General features: G+C 35.8%; 14 protein-coding genes. 12 read left to right on the top strand and 2 right to left on the bottom strand.

Annotated elements, in window-relative coordinates; genetic code table 11:
- Positions 1-47 precede the first annotated feature (47 nt).
- From DHU68_RS11890 to DHU68_RS11915, 6 genes are all read left to right on the top strand, one after another.
- Complete coding sequence (locus tag DHU68_RS11890) at positions 48-830, top strand: hypothetical protein (protein ID WP_160111127.1); 783 nt, start codon at positions 48-50, stop codon at positions 828-830.
- 256 nt (positions 831-1,086) lie between these two features.
- On the top strand, positions 1,087-1,983 hold the full coding sequence (gene gnd / locus DHU68_RS11895) for a phosphogluconate dehydrogenase (NAD(+)-dependent, decarboxylating) (protein ID WP_108823207.1): 897 nt from the start codon (positions 1,087-1,089) through the stop codon (positions 1,981-1,983).
- Positions 1,984-2,071: 88 nt separating this feature from the next.
- Complete coding sequence (gene zwf / locus DHU68_RS11900; protein ID WP_108823208.1) at positions 2,072-3,604, top strand: glucose-6-phosphate dehydrogenase; 1,533 nt, start codon at positions 2,072-2,074, stop codon at positions 3,602-3,604.
- Positions 3,601-4,326 carry a 6-phosphogluconolactonase gene (pgl, locus tag DHU68_RS11905; RefSeq protein WP_108823209.1) on the top strand — a complete coding sequence of 242 codons (726 nt, stop codon included), beginning with the start codon at positions 3,601-3,603 and terminating at the stop codon, positions 4,324-4,326. Before zwf ends, pgl begins: the two co-directional genes overlap by 4 nt.
- Positions 4,327-4,830: 504 nt before the next feature.
- Complete coding sequence (locus tag DHU68_RS11910; protein ID WP_108823210.1) at positions 4,831-6,084, top strand: Gfo/Idh/MocA family oxidoreductase; 1,254 nt, start codon at positions 4,831-4,833, stop codon at positions 6,082-6,084.
- A 20-nt stretch (positions 6,085-6,104) separates the two neighbouring features.
- The gene (locus DHU68_RS11915) at positions 6,105-9,530 is read left to right on the top strand and encodes a DUF1080 domain-containing protein (RefSeq protein ID WP_108823211.1); all 3,426 of its coding nucleotides are present in this window, start codon (positions 6,105-6,107) and stop codon (positions 9,528-9,530) included.
- A gap of 71 nt (positions 9,531-9,601) precedes the next feature.
- On the opposite strand, the gene DHU68_RS11920 is transcribed toward DHU68_RS11915, so the two are convergent.
- Both DHU68_RS11920 and DHU68_RS11925 read right to left on the bottom strand, forming a co-directional pair.
- Positions 9,602-11,110 (bottom strand): GH3 auxin-responsive promoter family protein, encoded by a 1,509-nt coding sequence (locus DHU68_RS11920; RefSeq protein WP_108823212.1) that lies wholly within the window; start codon positions 11,108-11,110, stop codon positions 9,602-9,604.
- On the bottom strand, positions 11,107-11,808 hold the full coding sequence (locus tag DHU68_RS11925) for a Crp/Fnr family transcriptional regulator (RefSeq protein WP_108823213.1): 702 nt from the start codon (positions 11,806-11,808) through the stop codon (positions 11,107-11,109). The genes DHU68_RS11920 and DHU68_RS11925 overlap by 4 nt, the downstream gene beginning before the upstream one ends.
- 422 nt (positions 11,809-12,230) lie before the next feature.
- Here DHU68_RS11925 and tig point away from each other — a divergent pair, with 422 nt between their 5' ends.
- The 6 genes from tig (at position 12,231) to coaD (ending at position 20,168) form a co-directional block, all read left to right on the top strand.
- A complete protein-coding gene (gene tig, locus DHU68_RS11930; RefSeq protein WP_108823214.1) occupies positions 12,231-13,610 on the top strand; it encodes a trigger factor in 1,380 nt (459 codons plus the stop codon).
- Between the two features lie 156 nt (positions 13,611-13,766).
- A complete protein-coding gene (locus DHU68_RS11935; RefSeq protein ID WP_108823215.1) occupies positions 13,767-15,230 on the top strand; it encodes a VWA domain-containing protein in 1,464 nt (487 codons plus the stop codon).
- Positions 15,231-15,435: 205 nt separating this feature from the next.
- Positions 15,436-16,104: an ATP-dependent Clp endopeptidase proteolytic subunit ClpP gene (gene clpP, locus DHU68_RS11940; protein ID WP_108823216.1), complete on the top strand. Its 669-nt coding sequence runs from the start codon at positions 15,436-15,438 to the stop codon at positions 16,102-16,104.
- 66 nt (positions 16,105-16,170) lie between these two features.
- Entirely contained in the window at positions 16,171-17,415 is a 1,245-nt protein-coding gene (clpX, locus tag DHU68_RS11945) for an ATP-dependent Clp protease ATP-binding subunit ClpX (protein ID WP_108823217.1), read from the top strand.
- 93 nt (positions 17,416-17,508) lie between these two features.
- Positions 17,509-19,704 carry a DNA helicase RecQ gene (recQ, locus tag DHU68_RS11950; protein WP_108823218.1) on the top strand — a complete coding sequence of 732 codons (2,196 nt, stop codon included), beginning with the start codon at positions 17,509-17,511 and terminating at the stop codon, positions 19,702-19,704.
- Between the two features lie 2 nt (positions 19,705-19,706).
- Complete coding sequence (coaD, locus tag DHU68_RS11955) at positions 19,707-20,168, top strand: pantetheine-phosphate adenylyltransferase (RefSeq protein ID WP_108823219.1); 462 nt, start codon at positions 19,707-19,709, stop codon at positions 20,166-20,168.
- Positions 20,169-20,216 lie beyond the last annotated feature (48 nt).

The raw sequence follows: 20,216 nt of genomic DNA on the forward strand, positions 1-20,216 counted from the left end.
TTCTCTATATAGAATGGTCGTTTACTAATAACTTAAACATAGATTTTATGAAAACTCACAGACAAAGTTTTTTTATTCTTTTGGTTTCTTTGATTACCTTATTGAGCCTGACACATTGTAAAGATGCGAAAGATACTGTCGTAACTAAGTTGCTGGAAGCTGAAGCTAAGAAGTTGAACGAGCAATGTCCTATACAATTAGATCAAGTAACTCGTTTAGATAGCTGCAAGGTAGAAGACAAGATGAGATTTGTTACGTATGTCACCATTTCTTTTATTGATGGTGCTATGTTTAGTCTGGATGATTTTACACGTATGACTAAACCTAGTTTGGTATATGCAATTCAAGCGAATAAAGAGATGGAGCTTGTGAGAAAGGCTGGAGTGGTATTTGTGTATTCGTACCGAGATGAATCAGGAAAGCTTTTTGGTAATGTTGAAATTACTCCAGATGATTATAATGCGGAAGTGAATGAGGAAAATAAAGAACTCGTTTCTTCTATGGGTGAGGAGGATCTGGGTCTGCTGTTGAAAAGTACAGCTGCAGGTGTGCAGCAGGCTTTACCAATGTCGATAGATGAGATTACGACATTGCAGAATTGTAGTTTTGTCTCCCCGAAAACATTATTTTATGAATATACGTTATCGATGAAGAAATCAGATATTGACTCCAATTTTACTTCTAATATGAAAAAGGAATTGGTTAATGGGGTTAGAGGTGATAGAGATATAATGAGTATGTTAGATGCAGGTGTTATTTTTAGTTATAAATACAACGATCAGGATGGTGTTGAAATTTGTACAATAAATATAACTAAAGACGATTTTTGATAGATGTAATAAACTATAGCGTTTCTTTGTATAAATTATAAATATATATCTGTTGTTTGTATAGAATAAATCTATATTTAATAATAGGGGATTAGTAGGCTGTTTATCAATGTATAGAGCTTTTGTATGTGTTGTTTTTGTCCCGAATTTAACTTAAAAAGATAAAATAATTGTAACTTAGTCGTTGCGAAAAGGATGGGGAATAAATCTTTTCGGAGACGAACTTGTTTAATAGATAAATACAAAATAAAATAATATGAAAATCGGATTTGTTGGATTAGGTAAAATGGGCGGCAGAATGGTAGAACGCCTTTTAAACTTCGGTCACGAAGTAGTAGTTTATAACTTGACTCAAAAAGAAGTTGATGAAGCAGCAGCTAAAGGTGCTATTCCTGCTTCTAGTTTGCAAGATCTAGTATCTAAGTTAGAGGGACGTAAGCTAGTTTGGTTAATGGTTCCTGCAGGTAAACCAGTGGAAGATAATATAGCGGAACTTCTTACTTTGCTTAATCCGGATGATATAATTGTAGATGGAGGTAATAGTTATTGGAGAGAAACTGTAGAGAGGGGTAAAAAAGTTAAAGAAAAAGGAATTCATTATCTTGATTGTGGTACTAGTGGCGGAGTTTGGGGACTTCAAAACGGCTACTGCCTAATGTATGGAGGAGATAAAGAAGCTTGTGACTTTGCTGAGCCAATCTTTAAAAGCTTAGCTCCAGAGGATGGTTATATGCGTTGTGGTGAAAGCGGTGCTGGTCATATGGTGAAAATGGTGCATAATGGTATCGAATATGGTATGATGCAAGCTTATGCCGAAGGTTTTGAAATAATGAAAAGCTCACCTTATAACGTTGATTTGGAAAAAATATCACGTGTTTGGATGCAAGGATCGGTTGTGCGCTCATGGCTATTGGAATTAATCGGCAACGCCCTTGAAGGTAATGAAGAGCTTGATGGTATTAAGGATTATGTAGCAGATAGTGGCGAAGGTCGTTGGACAGTGCAAACTGCTATTGACTTTGATGTACCTGCTCACGTTATTACTGCATCATTATTTACTCGTTTCGAGTCTAGACAAGAAAGTTCATATGCAATGAAATTATTGGCTGCTATGAGAAATCAATTTGGTGGTCACGAAATTAAAAAAGGATAAACTTCTGGGTTTTACATTTAGTTATAAGTAAAGTAAATAGAAGTTGAACAATTAACCTCCCTTTGTTTGGAGAGGATAGGAGGAATTGATGAAATCAAAAAAAATAAAGAACCAGGCTCTGATTATATTCGGAGCTTCTGGTGATCTTACATACAGGAAGCTTATTCCTGCTGTGTTTAATCTGTATAAACAAAATTCTTTACCTGATAACTTCGCAGTTTTGGGTGTTGCACGCAGTTCTTTTACGGATGAAACTTTTCGTGTAAAGATGATAGATGGCATAAAGCAATTTGCTACTGCAAAGAATATATCAGATGAGGATCTAGAACTATTTTCTAAGAAACTACACTATCTGTCATTGAATACAGATCAGGAAGGAGAGTATAGCAAATTAGCAGAAAGGTTAAAGCAAATGGATGCAGAAGAGGGAACAGAAAGGAATTATATTTTCTACCTGTCTACACCCCCGGCTATGTATCCGGTGATCCCTAAATATTTAGCAGCTCAAGGTCTTAATTTTCAAAATGATAATTTTAAACGAATTATTATCGAGAAACCATTTGGCGTAGACTTGCAATCAGCTATAGATTTAAATGCCTCGTTACTGAAAGATTATGATGAGGAGCAAATTTATCGCATCGATCACTATTTAGGAAAAGAAACTGTTCAGAACTTATTGGTAACTCGTTTTGCGAATGGGATATACGAGCCTTTGTGGAATCGGAACTATGTTCATCATGTAGAGATTACAGCAGCTGAAAGCATAGGTGTTGAAAATAGAGGAGGGTATTATGACCATTCCGGAGCTTTACGCGATATGCTTCAAAATCATTTGTTGCAGTTGCTAGCGTTAGTTGCTATGGAGCCGCCAATGGCTATTGATTCAGAATCTATTCGTAATGAGAAGCTGAAAGTATTCCAAGCGTTGCGACCTATGTCTAATGAAGACCTATTTAAAAATGTTCTTCGTGGGCAATATACTGCTTCTAATGTTAAAGGCAAATACATAAAGGGGTATCGTGAAGAGAAAGATGTTGATCCGGATTCAAGAACGGAGACCTATGTTGCTATGAAGTTATTTGTTGATAACTGGCGTTGGGCTGATGTTCCATTCTATATACGTACAGGTAAAAGGCTTCCTACACGCGTTTCTGAAGTTGTTATTCACTTCAGACCAGCTCCACAAAAGCTTTTTCCTGAAACTGTGGATATGAACGATGAAAACCAATTGGTGATTCGTATACAGCCTGATGAAGGTATATTATTGAAGACAAAGATGAAGGTGCCGGGTGGAGGTTATGTTGTGAAAAATGTAAATATGGATTTTCATTATTCGCAACTGCAAGATACTTACCTTCCAGAGGCTTATGAGCGTTTGTTGTTAGACTGTATGGTCGGTGACTCTACCTTATATATTCGTGGTGATGCTTTAGAGGCTACTTGGAAGTTTGTACAGCCTTTGTTAGACTTTTGGGATAATAATCCTGATGCACCTCTACATGGATATCCGGCAGGTTCGTGGGGGCCAGAATCAGCAGATGCTTTGATAGAAGAAAAAAATCTAACATGGCGTTATCCTTGCAAGAATTTATCGGATGACGGAATATACTGTGAATTATGATAAAAGAAGAAATTAATGTTTACGACAGTACGCACGAATTAAGCGAAGGGTTTACTGCATTCTTAAAGAAAGTACTTGATGTTTACCCACAGGTGAATATTTCTCTTTCGGGTGGCACAACACCTAAGGTTGTTTTTGACTATTGGGCTGAAAACTGTAGAGAATCAATCGATTGGGATAGGGTGTTTTTCTTTTGGGGTGATGAAAGATGTGTTCCTCCTGAAGATGAAATGAGTAACTTCGGTATGACCAAAAAGCATCTGTTTGATAAAGTGCCGGAAATAACGAAGCGTAACATCTATCGTATTCATGGAGAAAATGAGTCTGAGGAAGAAGCTCTATGGTATAGTAAGGTTTTAAGTGTTAAGCTTATGCAACGTCAAGAAATTCCTAGTTTCGAGATTGTAATGCTTGGACTTGGAGATGATGGGCATACTGTTTCTGTTTTCCCTCACCAAATAGAACTTTGGGATAGTAAGGAATCTTGTATTGTCGCAGAACATCCCGACTCACATATGGAGCGAGTAAGTATTAGTGGACGTGTAGTTAATAATTCGCAGCATGTGGTCTTCTTAGTTACAGGAAAAGGAAAAGCTGAGAAAGTTCGTGATATAATAAAGAACAGAAAAGAATTCTTAGACAAGTATCCAGCTGCAAAAGTAAATCCTAAGAAAGGATATTTATATTGGTTTTTAGATAAAGAAGCAGCGAGTATGCTATAAAGGATCTAATTATAATTTAGCTGTAATAAATCTCTATAGTGTTAAAAACTATAGAGATTTATTTTTTGAATGGAATTATTGGTTAAAAAATGTAAATTTATTAAAGAAAACCACCTAAATATGTTTTATAACATAAAAATTCGCTTATCTTTGTACTGTGTTTTTCATGGTATTAGATTTAAGGTTAACAATGAAGATTGGTTGTCGGGATGACAACCTTTTCTTTTTTATATTAAAGATAAATTTCCTTTAAGTTTGTATTAAGCGGTCGAAATGTTAAAAAACTGTTTTTATTCTCCTTTTAGACGCTATATCTTTTAATCTACAATAACTCACTTGGTATAAATATCTATATATTAATATAGCGAACTCGTTTCTATAACTATTCAAAAAAAAGAATAGACAATACTCTTATTGTTTCATTTTATGTATTAACTTTAACACTTCAAATAGCAATGCTTATTATTGCTATAAAAAATAATGCCAAATCTTAAATAATATATCATGAATAGAAGAAAATTTTTGAGAAGTTCTGTGCTAGGAGCAGCTGCTCTCACAATTGTCCCTCGCCATGTCTTAGGAAACGGTTATTTGGCACCAAGTGACCAATTGACTAAGGGTATAATAGGTACAGGTGGTATGGGAAGAGGACATCTAAATTATGCAGGAACAAGATTAGTTGCAGTTTGTGATGTCGACAAGAAACACTTGGAATTAGGGAAACGCTTAGTTACTGATAAGATAGCTGCTTATCATGATTTCCGCGATCTGATTTTAGATAAAAATGTAGACATTGTGCATATAGCAACTCCTCCACATTGGCATGGAATAATGTCAGTAGAGGCAGCTAAAGCAGGTAAAGATATCTGGTGCGAAAAACCTATGACACGTACTATAGGTGAAGGAAAGCGTGTGATGGAAGCTGTGAAACAATATGGACGTATGTTTAGATTGAATACATGGTTCCGTTTTACAGATAACTTTTATGGATTGGGGACTCCGGTTAAACCTTTGAAAAAATTAGTGGATAGCGGTATGTTGGGTTGGCCATTGAAGGTAACGATAAGTAGACATACAGGTTTCGATTGGAAATTCTTCTGGGTAGGAAAAGAGAATCTAACTACAGAGTCCATCCCTGAAGAATTAGATTATAATATGTGGTTAGGACCAGCTCCTTATAAGCCATACAATTCTCACAGAGTTCATCAAAATTTCCGTGGATATTGGGATTACGATGGAGGAGGACTTGGAGATATGGGACAACACTATATAGATCCGGTTCAATACATGTTAGGCAAAGATAATACAAGCCCAGTGAAAGTTGAAGTTGATGCACCTCAGCAACATCCAGATGCTGTAGGCACATGGAGATCTATTACATATACTTATGATGATGGTTGTCAGATCGTATTATGGGGAGAAGATTATGGCGATCCAAATACACCTTACATTGCTGGACCTAAAGGTAATGTTTATAAAAACTTTGTATGTGATATTCCTGATTGGGAAAAGAAATTAGCAGATTATCCAGAACCAGCACCACAAGTAACAGACTTTTTGGAAAGTGTACGTACTCGTAGAAAATTTGCATTAAATGAAGAAAATGGCTTCCGCTCATCGACTATTGTAAATATGGGACTTGTTGCTTTACGCTTAAACAGAACTCTCGAGTTCGATCCTGTGAAATTGGAATTTGTTAATGATGAAGCAGCTAATCGTTTGTTGGATCAACCGATGCGTTCACCTTGGAATATCTAATCATCTAAAAAGAAAATCTCATGAAAAAAATATATTTGGTCATTTTAGCCTCTTTGTTTTGCTTGGCTATCAATGCTCAATCTCCGGCAAATAGGACAGCTAAAACTATTGTAGCCGATGTTTTGGCTCAAATGCCGTCAAAGAAGCAAACGCAGTATAATGCAATGATGAAAGATCTGATCTCTACCGGAGAAGAAGGAGTCTTGCAGCTTGTAAATATGTTTGAATCTCAGAAGCAAGGGAATACGGCATCTATACGATATGCTCTTAGTGGATTGTCGTATACTGTGGCTGCTGATGGGATGGAACGTGACCGTCTTACAACATCAGAAGCTTATATAAAATCGTTATCTCAAGTGTCGGATAGAGAGGTTAAAGCCTTTATTATTCGCCAGCTCGAAATAGTGGCTAAGAATGAAGCTGTTGATGCATTATCTTCTTATCTGAATGATGAATCGTTGAGTGGTCCTGCGGCTCGTGCATTATCAGCTATTGCTACAGATAATGCAGCTAAAGCTCTTTTGAGTTCTCTTTCTTCAGTATCTAACGATAAATCGAAGATGGATATAATAGAAGCGATCGGTGATATGCAAGTTCCTGAAGCAGAAAATCTACTGAAGCCTCTATTGACTTCTGGTAGTGAAGATATGCGCAAAGTTGTATTTTATGCATTAAGTCGTTGTGGAAGCAAAAATTCAATAAAAGAGCTTTCTAATGCAGCAAAGGCTGTAGATTATACAATGGAAAAAACAGGTATAACAGAGGCGTATATAGCTCTTTTGAAGCGTGTATTATTGCAGGGAAATACTAAAAAAGTAGAAAAAGCAGCTTCTGACCTGATGAAGAAAGCAGATAAGTCAGGAAGGGTTAATGTTAAAGAAGCGGCTTTAGAAATTTTAATGGCTGCTAAACCTGCCGATGTGTTAAAGCTAACAGAGAATGCATTAAAAGATAAAGATAAGGACTATCGTTATGCTGCTTTAAACTATGCTTCTGATTATGCAAATGAATCTTTCTATGCAGGATTAATGAAGGTATATCAAAAAGCAAAACCGGAAGTAAAAATAGATATACTAAATTGGTTAGGTCAGGAAAGTGCAGATATTGTAAAACTGTCTTTAATAAAAAATCTGAATGTTGGTGATTTTATTCCTGAACTTTCAAGTAATAATGCCGAATTGAAAACTTCAGCAGCTAGCTTGTTAGCAAGAATAGGTGGAGATCAAGCTATTTCTGCTTTGGCAGGTTTATTGACTAGAGCAGATGAAGAATCTATTCTTTTAGGTGAAAATTTACTATATACAACAGCGGGAAATATAGCACCATCGGTAGTTGCTTCAATCTCTTCTGCATCAGATGCAGGTAAAATTGCGAGTTTAAAACTTTTAGCAAACCGTAAATCTTCTGATAATGTTTCGCTTGTAATAGATCAAACTAAATCAGGATCAAATGAGGTTAAGAAAGCAGCATATACAGCATTGAAAGATGTAGTGTCTGAAAACGAACTACCTACTTTGTATAACCTGCTTGAAAATACCCAAGCTGAAAATGTTCCGGCTATTCAGCAAGCCATTAAATCAGCAATGAAAAACGTTGATAGAGATACACAATTTGCGATGATCACCCAACAAATGGGTAAAGCTCCGGCAAACAAGCAATCTCTTTATTACTCAATATTAGTATCAACTAAAACACCAAAAGCATTAGACGCTATAACTGGTCTATTTGGTCAGACTACAGGTAAGATGAAAGATGATGCCTTCCTGGCTCTGCTTGAGTGGGATGGCAATGAAGTTGCAGATATTTTATATAAGCTTTGTAAAGACTCATCGTCTTCTGCTTATTTTGATCGTGCTTTAGATCGTTATATACAATTAGCGTCAAATACTAAGTTGACTGGAGAAAATCGCAGATTGCTATTAACCAATGCTATCGAAATTGCTAAAACAGACAAACAAAAGAATGAGATATTGAAACATTTGGGTCAAACAAATTCATTCTTGGGAATGGTTCTTGCCGGAGAATATCTGTCTCAACCTGCGATTCAACAGGCTGCAGCAGGAGCTGTTATGAATATAGCTCTAAATAATAAGCAATTTACAGGTAGTGATGTAAGAACTTTGTTGAATAAGGTGATAGAGGTTTTAGATAATCCTGATGCATCTTATCAAAAAGAAGCTATCCGTAAGCATTTAAATGAGATGCCTGAAGAAGAAGGATTTGTTTCTCTTTTCAATGGGAAAGATCTTACCGGTTGGAAAGGATTGGTAGAAAATCCAATAACCAGATCTAAAATGAAAGCTTCAGAATTGGCAAAAAAACAAGTTGCTGCTGATGCTCAAATGGGAAAAGACTGGAAAGTAGAGAACGGATACCTTATTTTTGATGGCAAAGGATATGATAATATCTGTACTGATAAGAAATATAGAGATATTGAGATGTATATAGACTGGAATCTTGATCCTGCAGGACCGGAAGCAGATGCCGGTATTTATTTGAGAGGAACACCTCAGGTGCAAATATGGGATACATCTAGAGTAGATGTCGGAGCACAAGTTGGGTCAGGAGGTTTATATAATAATACAAAGAATGCATCGAAGCCTCTGAAAGTAGCAGATAATAAGCTGGGCGAATGGAATACATTCTACATCAAGATGATTGGAGATAGAGTGACTGTTAAACTAAATGGAGAATTGGTAGTTGATAATGTTATTCTAGAAAACTTCTGGGATCGTTCTCTTCCTATCTTTGCCGAAGAGCAAATTGAGTTACAGGCTCATGGAAGCAAAGTGTATTATCGAAATATCTATGTGAAAGAACTGAAGAGTGTAGAACCATTCGAGTTGTCTGCTGAGGAGAAAAAGGAAGGCTATAGAATTCTTTTTGATGGAACTAACATGCATCATTGGACAGGAAATACTGTAGACTATGCTATCGAAGATGGCTGTATTTCTTTAGATCCAAAAGGAGGACATGGAGGGAACCTTTATACTAAAGACGAATTTGGTAACTTTGTTCTTCGTTTTGAATTCCAATTAACACCAGGAGCTAATAACGGTTTAGGTATCAGAACTCCAATGGAGGGTGATGCTGCTTATGTTGGTATGGAATTACAAATATTAGATAATGAAGCTCCTGTATATTCAAAATTAGCAGAGCATCAATATCATGGTTCGGTTTATGGAATCATTCCTGCTAAAAGAGGATATCTGAAACCAGTAGGAGAATGGAATTATCAAGAAGTAGTTGCTAATGGAGATAATATCAAAATAACTCTAAATGGTACTGTTATTCTTGATGGTAACATCAGAGAAGCTACTGAAAATGGTACTCGCGATAAACGAGAACATTCAGGATTGTTCAACGAAAAAGGACATATTGGATTCTTGGGGCATGGATCTCCAGTTAAATTCAAAAACATTAGAATTAAAGAGTTGAAAAAATAAATAAATGCTAAAAAAAAGGAGAACATTTAAATGTTCTCCTTTTTTATTCCTATGAATTGTTTCTAGAAAGCTTATTTGTCTTTAAGAAAATCAGAAAGCCTATTTACATAATCTCTATTATTTGCCAAACGAGGCACTTTATTCTGCCCACCGAGTTTGCCAATAGATTTCATCCATTCATTAAATATTCCTTTCGGCAGATTTCTTATGATAGGAAGTCCGAGAGATAAATTGTAAGAACGTTTAGCTTCATAGTCCGAATTGACTTTCTTTAAGTTGTTATCTAGTACAGAAACGAAGTGTTCTAAATTATCGGGCTCTGTAACGAATTCTATAAACCATTCGTGAGCACCAGTATTGTTGTCGCCAAAATATACAGGAGCTGCAGTGTATTCGGCAATTATTGCACCTGTTTCTTTACAAGCTTCGGCAAGAGCTTTTTCGGCATTGTCTATGATCAGTTCTTCGCCAAATGCATTAATGAAATTCTTAGTCCTTCCCGTTATTCTAAAGAGGTATGGAGCTGTAGATGTAAATTCAATTGTATCACCAATCACATAACGCCACAAACCTCCATTTGTAGTAATTACAATGGCATAGTTCTGATTTGTTTCTATTTCGTCCAAAGTTAGTGTTCGAGGCTTCTCGCTGTCCCACTCACTCATCGGGATAAACTCGTAATAGATACCACTATCAAGCATTAATAGCAGGTCTTTGGATTCGTTAGAATACTGTACGCCAAAGAATCCTTCTGAAGCATTGTATGTTTCCCAATACCACATATCAGACTTTGGGATGATTCTTTTGTATTGCTCTTCGAAGGGAGTGAAGCTTACCCCTCCATGAAAAAAGACTTCTAAGTTTGGCCAAATATCAGTTAGCTCTTTACCTGTATCATTTTTTATCTTTTTCAACAATACTAATAACCAAGAAGGCACTCCCATAAAGGCTCGAACATCATGTTTGATAGCATAATCAGTTAAGGCTTGTAGTTTTACCTCCCAATCGGGTAGTAGTGAAATGCTTTCTGGTGTACGGCTGAACTTTGCCCAGAAATATAAATTTTTGATAAGGATGGCTGAAATGTCTCCCGTAAATACACCATCTCCGATATTATTGATCTGTTTACTTCCTCCTAAGACGAGCGTTTTCCCGAAAAAGAACTTTGCTCTTTCATTTGTTCTTCCGTAAATGGCAAGCATCTGCTCTCCACATTTATAATGCCCTTGGGTCAAAGACTCTTCTGTTACAGGAATATACTTACTTTTATCTTCAGTGGTACCGGAAGACATGGCAAACCATTTTACAGGTTTGTTCCAAAGTACATTCTGTTGTTTATCTATAATGATTTTGTCTAGATAAGAGCGTAGGTCTTCGTAGTGAAAAACAGGAACATTTTTTCTAAAATCGTCAAAATTCTTAATGACAGAAAAATTGTATTCCTGGCCTATGAGTGTATTGGAGCCATTTTTGATTAAATAGTCAAAGATTTTTTTTTGTGAGTCAACTGGGTGTTGAATAAATTTGTCTACCTCTTTGTATTTAAAGTCTAGATATCTATGAGCAATCTTAGTTATCATCCTATTTTGCTAATTCTTCGTAGCTTTTCTTCGTCAATGATTTTTATTTTTCGTCCGTCTAAAGTTATGATATGTTCATCAACAAAGGTTGATAAAGTGCGTATCGCATTAGAAGTAGTCATATTAGATAAGTTGGCTAGATCTTCACGCGATAAGTAGATGCTAATTGTAGCACCATCTTCTTCTAACCCGTAGTTTTCGATCAAGAATATAAGAGATTCTGCTAATCTACCTCGTATATGTTTTTGGGTTAGATTAACCACTCGTTCATCGGCTATTCCGAGATCTACGGACAATTCACGAATGAAAAACATGCCTAATTTAGGATTCTGATTCACTATTTTTTCAATAATAGCCATAGGTATGAAACATACAGTTGAAGACTCAAAGGCTGCTGCTGCTGTCACATATGGTTCTGTAGCAAAGTAAGCTCTATAGCCGAAATATTGAGTAGGACGTATCATTCTTATAATTTGACTGCGACCTCCGACTCCATCTTTGTAGATTTTTACTTTCCCTTTCAATAAACACATGAGTTCCGTCGAAGTCTCTTCTTCACTGTATATGATCTCATTTTTTTTGAAATCAAGAACTTTTGTATTGGAAGAAATGATATCTCGCTCTTCATCATTTAAGAGTTCCCAAATCTCGGGGATACTTACTGATAAGTTTACAACACTACTGCTATTCTTTACCATTTAAAAAACTTGATTGTGTAACCAGTGTTATTCTAAATTCATTTGAAAACAAAGTTAGTAAAAAAAAGGATAAAACATGTTATGTAACATGTAATATTCACAAATATTGATTGTTGTCCATATAGTATTCAATTTTTAGAAACTGAATTTATCTATTATTGTTTGAATTGAAACAAACTCAATGGATTTAGTTTTTTTGAATTGGTATTGATGGTAAAGAAATATAAGAGATCTTATAAAGCCTTGTGCTAAAGTGTTAAAGAGTTGTTGCTTTGATGTGTTTAAAGAGTAAACTTTTTAAAATTCCCTTTGAATATTGCAATAATAAGACTATTTTTGCACCACCAAAACTGGGAGCATATTTTTTACAATATGTTTTTCGAAAAATAGAACTAGTAAATAATTAATATAAATTCATTAAGATGAATATATCTCTTACAAATGTTGATAGTGTAAATGCTATTATACAAATTTCAGTTGCTAAGGCTGACTATCAAGAAAAATTAGACAATGCAATAAAAGCTTTTCGCAAGAAAGCTAATGTTCCTGGATTTCGTCCCGGTACAGTGCCTGTAGGAATGGTGAAGAAAATGTATGGTAAATCCATCTTAGCAGAAGAGATAAACAAAATGGTAGGAGAAGGTCTTTACAATTATATTCAAGAAAACAAATTGAACGTACTTGGAGAACCTCTTGCTAACGAAGAAAAACAACAACCGATAGATTTTACGATCGAAGGAGATTATGACTTCTTTTTTGACATAGCACTATCTCCGGAAATTAAATTAGAATTGTCGGATAAAGATAAAGTTGACTACTATAAAATAAATGTTGACGAAGAACTTGTTGATAAACAAATCGAATCATACAAAGCTAATTATGGTAAGTATGAAAAAGTAGAAGAAGGAGCTAAAGAAACAGATCTTATCAAAGGGCTTATAGTTGAACTTGAAGATGGCAAAGTAAAAGAAGGTGGCATCTCTGTTGAAGCAGGGATTGTAATGCCTTCATATATGAAAGATAAAGAAGAGCAAGCTAAATTTGTAGGAGCTAAAGCTGGAGATGTGATTGTGTTCAACCCAGGAAAAGCCTATGAAGGAAATGAAGCTGAAATTGCATCATTGCTACATATTGAAAAAGATGCGGTAGAAGCTATTGCTCCTGAGTTTAACTTCGAGATTACAGAGATCACACGCTATAAAGAAGCAGATCTAGACCAAGAACTTTTCGACAAAGTATTCGGAGAAGGAAATGTGAAAGATGAAGGAGAATTCAAAGCAAGGGTAAGAGAAACTATCGAGGATCAGTTTGCACCTGATAGTGATTATAAATTCTTGTTGGACGCAAAAGAAGTTCTTGAAAATAAAGTTGGTGACTTGCAGTTCCCTGATGCTTTCTTGAAAAGATGGTTGATGACAACCGGAGAAGAAAGAACAGCAGAGACTCTTGACGCAGAGTATCCAAAAATCATAGCAGATTTAAAATTCCATTTAATAAAAGAACAAATTGCGAAAGATTTCGAGCTGCAAATTGAAAATGAAGATATGAAAACTATCGCAATGCAAGCAGCAAAAGCTCAGTTTGCTCAATATGGAATGATGAATCTTCCTGACGAAATGGTAGAGAACTATGCAAACGATATGCTTAAGAATAAAGAAAATGCTCGCAATCTATTAGATAGAGCAATGGAAAATAAGATTATTGATGCATTGAAGTCTAAGATGGGACTAGAAGAAAAAGTAGTGTCTCTTGACGAATTCCGTAAATTCTTCGAAAAAGAAGGAGAGGCTGTAGAAGAATAATTTATTCTATATAATAAATAGAGAAAGCAGAGGAACAATCCTCTGCTTTTTTTTGTTTCAACCAGTTAATTATTCGTATTTTGCAACTTTATTGATTCTATATGCATCTATATTTATATAAGCCTAAGTAATTATAAATCACAAAACTTACAAGCTATGAAAAAAACGATTAAAGCTATTTGGATAATCCCTTTAGTGTGGGTTATTGTAGGCTGTAGTACTACAGGTGTGGATGATGTCGGAGGGTGGGAATCCATGCCTCAATCAGGTGTCTATGGTGAAAAATATATGGAATATGAAGAAAATCCATTTCAGGACGTTTCTGAAAAACCGATATCTACATTTTCTATAGATGCAGATGGTGCAGCGTATGCTAATATGCGCAGATATGTAAATTTAGGACAACGTCCACCAAAGGAATCAGTAAGAATAGAAGAGTTTATTAATTACTTCACATTCGACTATGCGGAGCCGCCGCAAGAAGAATCTATTTCATTGAATAGTGAAGTGGCAAGGTGTCCTTGGAATGACAAACATCTACTATTGCGCGTAGGGGTAAAAGGGAAAACGATCATAGAAGATCTGTTGCCGCCAAGTAATTATGTGTTTCTTATAGATGTGTCCGGGTCTATGAACTCTCCTGATAAATTAGGAATTTTAAAGACAGGTTTCAAAACTATGGTCGACAACCTAAAAGATAATGATAAGGTTGCTATAGTGATTTATGCGGGTCGTGCACGAGTCTTGCTTAATTCAACCTCTGCTGATCAGAAAGAAGTAATTCAAAATGCTATTAATGAATTGGGTGCAGGTGGCTCCACTGCTGGTCATGATGGAATATCCAAAGCTTATGAAATTGCTAAAGAAAATTTTATAGAAGGAGGAAATAATAGAATAATATTGGGCTCTGATGGAGATTTTAATACTGGTCCTTCTTCTGTGAAAGAGCTGATCGAGCTCGTAGAAAGTAAGAAAGATGAAGGGATCTTCATTACTGTATTAGGTGTAGGAGGAGGAAATTTGAATGATCATATGGCTGAGCAGATCGCAAATAAAGGAAATGGCACATATGAATATATTGATAATGCTGAGCAAATAGAAAAAGTCTTTGTTAACGAAAGGTCGAAGTTCTATGCTGTAGCGAAAGATGTGAAACTTCAGTTGACGTTTAATGAGGATGCGGTAAAGTCTTATCGACTGATCGGTTATGAGAACAGACTTTTAGAAAATCAAGATTTCGAAGATGACGAAAAAGATGCAGGCGAGATTGGTGTAGGACAAACAATCACAGCTATGTATGAGATTATACCTGCTACAGTCTTGGAAAAGAATACGATAATAGCCTTGGGGAGCTATGATGCTCGTTATAAGAAAGCCGATGAAGAGATTAGTCGCCCGTTATCAACAACGTTAGCTTCGAATGTGCTAGATATTGATAAGTCGAGCGAAAATATGAGATTTGCTGCGGCAGTAACAGCCTATGGTCTTATTCTGAGAGAGTCCGAATATAAAGGTAATGCCGATATGCAAATGGTATTAGATCTTTCTGGTCAAGCTACTTCTTTCGACCCCTATGGATATAGGAAAGGCTTTATTGAATTAGTCAATAAACTAAAATAAGGGCATGGAATAGTAAAATACCTGAGTTATAGATTTATTTCATAAAAAATAAATAGAAATGTTGACTGTTCTATTTGTTTTTTATTTATAACTTTGTTCAGTTAGAAAAGAGGCTTATATTAGCCTTTTTTTTATGCCAGTTTAGTGGCACGATAATTGTTTGTTATAAAGTGATATTACTTTATTAAACTAAAAGAGGAATGTTATGAATAATGAATTTAAGAAATATGCAACCAAACATTTAGGAATGAATGGTTTGGCTTTGGATAAGTATATCGATATTACCAGCAGCTATATATCGCCAACTATTATAGAGGAACGTCAGTTAAATGTGGCGCAAATGGATGTGTTCTCTCGTCTGATGATGGATCGTATTATCTTTCTTGGAACACAAGTGGATGACTATACTGCAAATGTAATTCAAGCGCAACTTCTGTACCTTGATTCAGCCGATTCGGGCAAAGATATATCAATCTATATTAACTCCCCTGGAGGATCCGTATATGCAGGGTATGGTATATATGATACAATGCAATTCATAAACAGTGATGTATCTACTATCTGTACAGGTATTGCAGCATCAATGGCTGCAGTATTGTTAGTAGCTGGAGAAAAAGGTAAGCGTTTTGCATTGAAACATTCGCGTGTGATGATTCACCAACCATTAGGAGGTGCTCAAGGTCAAGCTTCGGATATTGAAATTACTGCAAGAGAAATTGGTAAAGTAAAGAAAGAACTTTATACGATAATCTCTGAACACTCTGGCCAGCCATTTGACAAGGTTGCTCTAGATTCTGACCGCGACTATTGGATGACATCAGCCGAAGCAAAAGAATATGGTATGGTTGATGAAGTTTTAGTGAAAAATAAATAAGAATATATAAGTATTGGGCTAAAGTATAGATGGTGAAATCTAAACTGTTAGCCCATCGCTAAGTTTATGGCAAAGAAAGAAACGAATTCAAGTAGCAGTTGCAGCTTCTGTGGACGAAATGAGAAAGAGGTGAATATGCTTATCTCTGGATTGTCTGCTGATATATGCGATAGCTGTGCTGAACAAGCATATCAAATTGTAAAAGAAAGCTTCGAAGCTAAAAAGAAATCAGTTGCAGGTATTGATAGAAATCAGTTGCCTGATCCCCGACAAATAAAAGAATACCTTGATGGTTATATCATTGGGCAGGATAGTGCAAAGCGTTATCTATCTGTAGCTGTTTATAATCACTACAAGCGTATATTGCAAGAGAAAGAAGACGATATTGAAATAGAGAAGTCCAATATTATATTAGTAGGCCCTACAGGTACAGGTAAAACCTTGTTAGCTCGTACTATTGCAAAACTATTAAAAGTCCCTTTTGCTATTGTTGATGCTACTGTTCTTACCGAGGCTGGGTATGTAGGAGAGGATATTGAAAGTATTCTGACCAGACTTCTGCAAGCTTCAGATTATGATGTAGCAGCAGCCGAAAGAGGAATTGTTTTTATTGATGAAATAGATAAAATTGCTCGTAAGAGTGATAACCCATCTATAACTCGCGATGTAAGTGGAGAAGGAGTACAGCAAGGCTTATTGAAGCTGCTCGAAGGATCGGTTGTAAATGTTCCACCTCAAGGAGGGCGTAAACATCCCGATCAGAAGATGATAGCAGTAGATACAAAAAATATACTTTTTGTATGTGGCGGAGCGTTTGATGGAATTGAGAGAAAAATAGCTCAGCGCTTGAATACTACAGTCGTTGGGTATGCTTCTTCGAATAATAAAGCGAAAATAGATAAAAACAATTTGCTACAATATGTGGCACCTCAAGACTTGAAGTCTTTTGGACTGATCCCTGAGATTATAGGTCGTTTACCTATTTTGACATATTTGGATGCACTTGACCCAAGTGCTTTGAGAAGAATATTAACGGAACCTAAGAACTCAATAATCAAGCAGTATGTAAAATTATTCAAGATGGATAATGTTGATCTGACTTTCGATGATGACGTCTATGAATATATTGTAGATAAAGCAGTAGAGTATAAATTAGGAGCTAGAGGGTTGCGTTCTATTGTAGAGACTATAATGATGGATGCAATGTTCAATATACCTTCTACAAAGCAAGAAAAATTGCATATTACCAAACCATATGCAGTAGAGCAGCTTGAAAAATCAGAAGTGATTAAACTGAGAAATTCTCAATGAAAGTTTGCTTTTTAATAAAAAATAGTCTATTTTGAGTTGGAGTTTCAGAATTAGCATTTTATCTTCGTAACAAGTAATAGACCTATTTTTAATATGGTTAATAAAAACGAAATATTAACAACCGCTTTAAAAAAACATTTTGGATTTGATGGCTTTAAGGGGAATCAAGAAGCTGTAATTCAGAATGTTTTGGATGGTAGAGATACCTTCGTCCTTATGCCGACAGGAGGAGGAAAATCTCTGTGTTATCAGCTACCAGCATTACTGATGGAGGGAACAGCCGTTGTTGTTTCTCCTCTTATAGCATTAATGAAAAATCAGGTAGATGCTATGCGTAATTTTAGTGAAGATGATGGAGTCGCTCACTTCTTAAATTCTTCATTAAATAAAGTCGCTATAGAACAAGTGAAAACTGATATTTTGTCTGGCAAAACAAAATTGCTCTATGTTGCACCAGAATCTTTGACAAAAGTGGAGAATATAGATTTTCTGCGTCAGATCAAGATTTCGTTCTATGCAATAGATGAAGCTCATTGTATATCCGAATGGGGACATGACTTTAGACCAGAATACAGACGAATACGCCCTATTGTATCCGAAATAGGGAAACACCCTCTGATCGCACTCACTGCGACAGCGACACCTAAAGTTCAACTAGATATACAGAAGAACTTGGGAATGACAGATGCAGATGTATTCAAGGCTTCATTTAATAGAGAGAACCTATATTATGAGATTCGTCCTAAAACGAACAATGTAGATAAGGATATTATAAAATATATTAAAACCCAAGGACATAAGTCGGGAATTATATACTGTCTAAGTCGTAAGAAAGTAGAAGAATTTGCTGAAATATTGCAAACTAACAATATAAATGCACTGCCTTACCATGCAGGTTTAGATGCTTCGACACGCTCAGCAAATCAGGATGCTTTCCTGATGGAAAAAGTTGATGTAATTGTAGCAACGATAGCCTTTGGTATGGGAATTGACAAACCGGATGTAAGATACGTTATCCATTACGACATGCCTAAAAGCCTTGAAGGTTACTATCAGGAAACAGGACGTGCCGGAAGGGATGGGGGAGAAGGGAACTGTATTGCTTTCTATTCCTTTAAGGATCTTCAGAAGTTAGAAAAATTCATGCAGGGCAAACCGGTAGCAGAGCAGGAAATTGGCAAATTATTGCTTCTGGAAACAGCTGCGTATGCTGAAACAGCTCTATGCCGAAAGAAAGTACTACTTCACTATTTTGGTGAAGAATATAAAGAGAAAAGTTGTGGTAACTGTGACAATTGTGTAAACCCTAAGAAACAAGTGGAAGCTAAAGAATTATTGTTGACAGCGATTGAAGCTGTCGTTGCGTTGAAAGAAAAATTTAAAACAGACTATGTTATTAATGTCCTAAGAGGTAAAGAAACATCTGAGATAGAGACCTATGGACACCAGGATCTTGAAGTGTTTGGCTCAGGAGATGATGCTGACGATGAAACATGGAATGCTGTTATCCGTCAAGCTCTGATTGCAGGCTATTTTGATAAAGACATAGAAAACTATGGTTTATTGAAAGTTACAAAGAAAGGCAAGAGTTTTCTGAAAAAACCAGTTTCATTTAAAATCACAACAAGTGATGATGAAGACATGGCTGATGACGAAGGTTTAGACGATGTAGTAGTTAAAGGTGGCGGAGGTGGATCGGCGGTAGATCCGGTTTTATTCTCTATAATGAAAGATTTGCGTAAAAAAATGGCCAAACATAATAATGTGCCGCCATATGTAATCTTCCAAGACCCTTCGTTAGAAGCAATGGCTACCATTTATCCTATCACAATGGATGAATTGCAGAATATCCCAGGTGTAGGAGCAGGAAAAGCAAAACGATATGGAGAAGAATTCCTGCAAATAATAAAGAAGCACGTAGAAGAAAATGAAATAGAACGCCCTGAGGACTTAAGAGTTCGTACAGTTGCCAATAAATCTAAGATGAAAGTGGCTATTGTTCAGGCTATTGATAGAAAGGTCGCTCTTGATGATTTGGCAGAGTCAAAAGGAATTGAATTCCATGAACTATTGACAGAAGTTGAAGCAATTGTATTTTCAGGTACAAAAATAAATATTGATTATTTCCTTCGCGAAGTGATTGATGAAGATCACCTAGACGATATTTTTGAATATTTCCAAGAAGCAGAATCAGATGATTTAGAAGCGGCTATAAATGAATTAGGAGAATACTCTGAAGATGAAATTCGTTTAGTACGTATTAAATTTATTTCTGATATGGCAAATTAAGGATGAATAGAAAAGCAATATTTCCAGGAACTTTTGATCCCTTCACAATAGGGCATCATTCAATGGTAAAACGATCTCTCGAATTAGTTGATGAGATCGTTATTGCAATTGGGAAGAACGATGCTAAAAAGAGTTATTTTTCATTAGAGGATCGTATTGAGATGATTGAAAATCTATATAAAGAGGATCCTCGTGTTTCTGTAAAATATTATGATAATCTCACAGTCGATTTTGCAAAAACAGTAGATGCTAAATTTATAGTCAGAGGTATTCGTTCGGTAAATGATTTTGAGTACGAAAAAACGATAGCAGATATCAATAGAAAAATATCAGGGATAGAAACTTTTATTCTATTTACTGAACCAGAACTGACACATATTAGTTCTACTATTGTGCGCGAGCTTTTGCGTTTTGGACATGATGTTAGTCAGTTCGTTCCTGAAGGAATGGTACTAAAGAAATAACTTCATCAACATTTCAAAAACTTTATAAAATATACAGAAGAAACCAAG

It is taken from the genome of Dysgonomonas sp. Marseille-P4361, assembly GCF_900343125.1.
Taxonomy (GTDB): Bacteria; Bacteroidota; Bacteroidia; order Bacteroidales; family Dysgonomonadaceae; genus Dysgonomonas.

Bases quoted from the DNA above. Each gene is read 5' to 3' on its own strand.
- DHU68_RS11890 (WP_160111127.1), top strand. From the start codon at position 48: ATGAAAACTCACAGACAAAGTTTTTTTATTCTTTTGGTTTCTTTGATT.
- gnd (WP_108823207.1), top strand. From the start codon at position 1,087: ATGAAAATCGGATTTGTTGGATTAGGTAAAATGGGCGGCAGAATGGTA.
- zwf (WP_108823208.1), top strand. From the start codon at position 2,072: ATGAAATCAAAAAAAATAAAGAACCAGGCTCTGATTATATTCGGAGCT.
- pgl (WP_108823209.1), top strand. From the start codon at position 3,601: ATGATAAAAGAAGAAATTAATGTTTACGACAGTACGCACGAATTAAGC.
- DHU68_RS11910 (WP_108823210.1), top strand. From the start codon at position 4,831: ATGAATAGAAGAAAATTTTTGAGAAGTTCTGTGCTAGGAGCAGCTGCT.
- DHU68_RS11915 (WP_108823211.1), top strand. From the start codon at position 6,105: ATGAAAAAAATATATTTGGTCATTTTAGCCTCTTTGTTTTGCTTGGCT.
- DHU68_RS11920 (WP_108823212.1), bottom strand. From the start codon at position 11,110: ATGATAACTAAGATTGCTCATAGATATCTAGACTTTAAATACAAAGAG.
- DHU68_RS11925 (WP_108823213.1), bottom strand. From the start codon at position 11,808: ATGGTAAAGAATAGCAGTAGTGTTGTAAACTTATCAGTAAGTATCCCC.
- tig (WP_108823214.1), top strand. From the start codon at position 12,231: ATGAATATATCTCTTACAAATGTTGATAGTGTAAATGCTATTATACAA.
- DHU68_RS11935 (WP_108823215.1), top strand. From the start codon at position 13,767: ATGAAAAAAACGATTAAAGCTATTTGGATAATCCCTTTAGTGTGGGTT.
- clpP (WP_108823216.1), top strand. From the start codon at position 15,436: ATGAATAATGAATTTAAGAAATATGCAACCAAACATTTAGGAATGAAT.
- clpX (WP_108823217.1), top strand. From the start codon at position 16,171: ATGGCAAAGAAAGAAACGAATTCAAGTAGCAGTTGCAGCTTCTGTGGA.
- recQ (WP_108823218.1), top strand. From the start codon at position 17,509: ATGGTTAATAAAAACGAAATATTAACAACCGCTTTAAAAAAACATTTT.
- coaD (WP_108823219.1), top strand. From the start codon at position 19,707: ATGAATAGAAAAGCAATATTTCCAGGAACTTTTGATCCCTTCACAATA.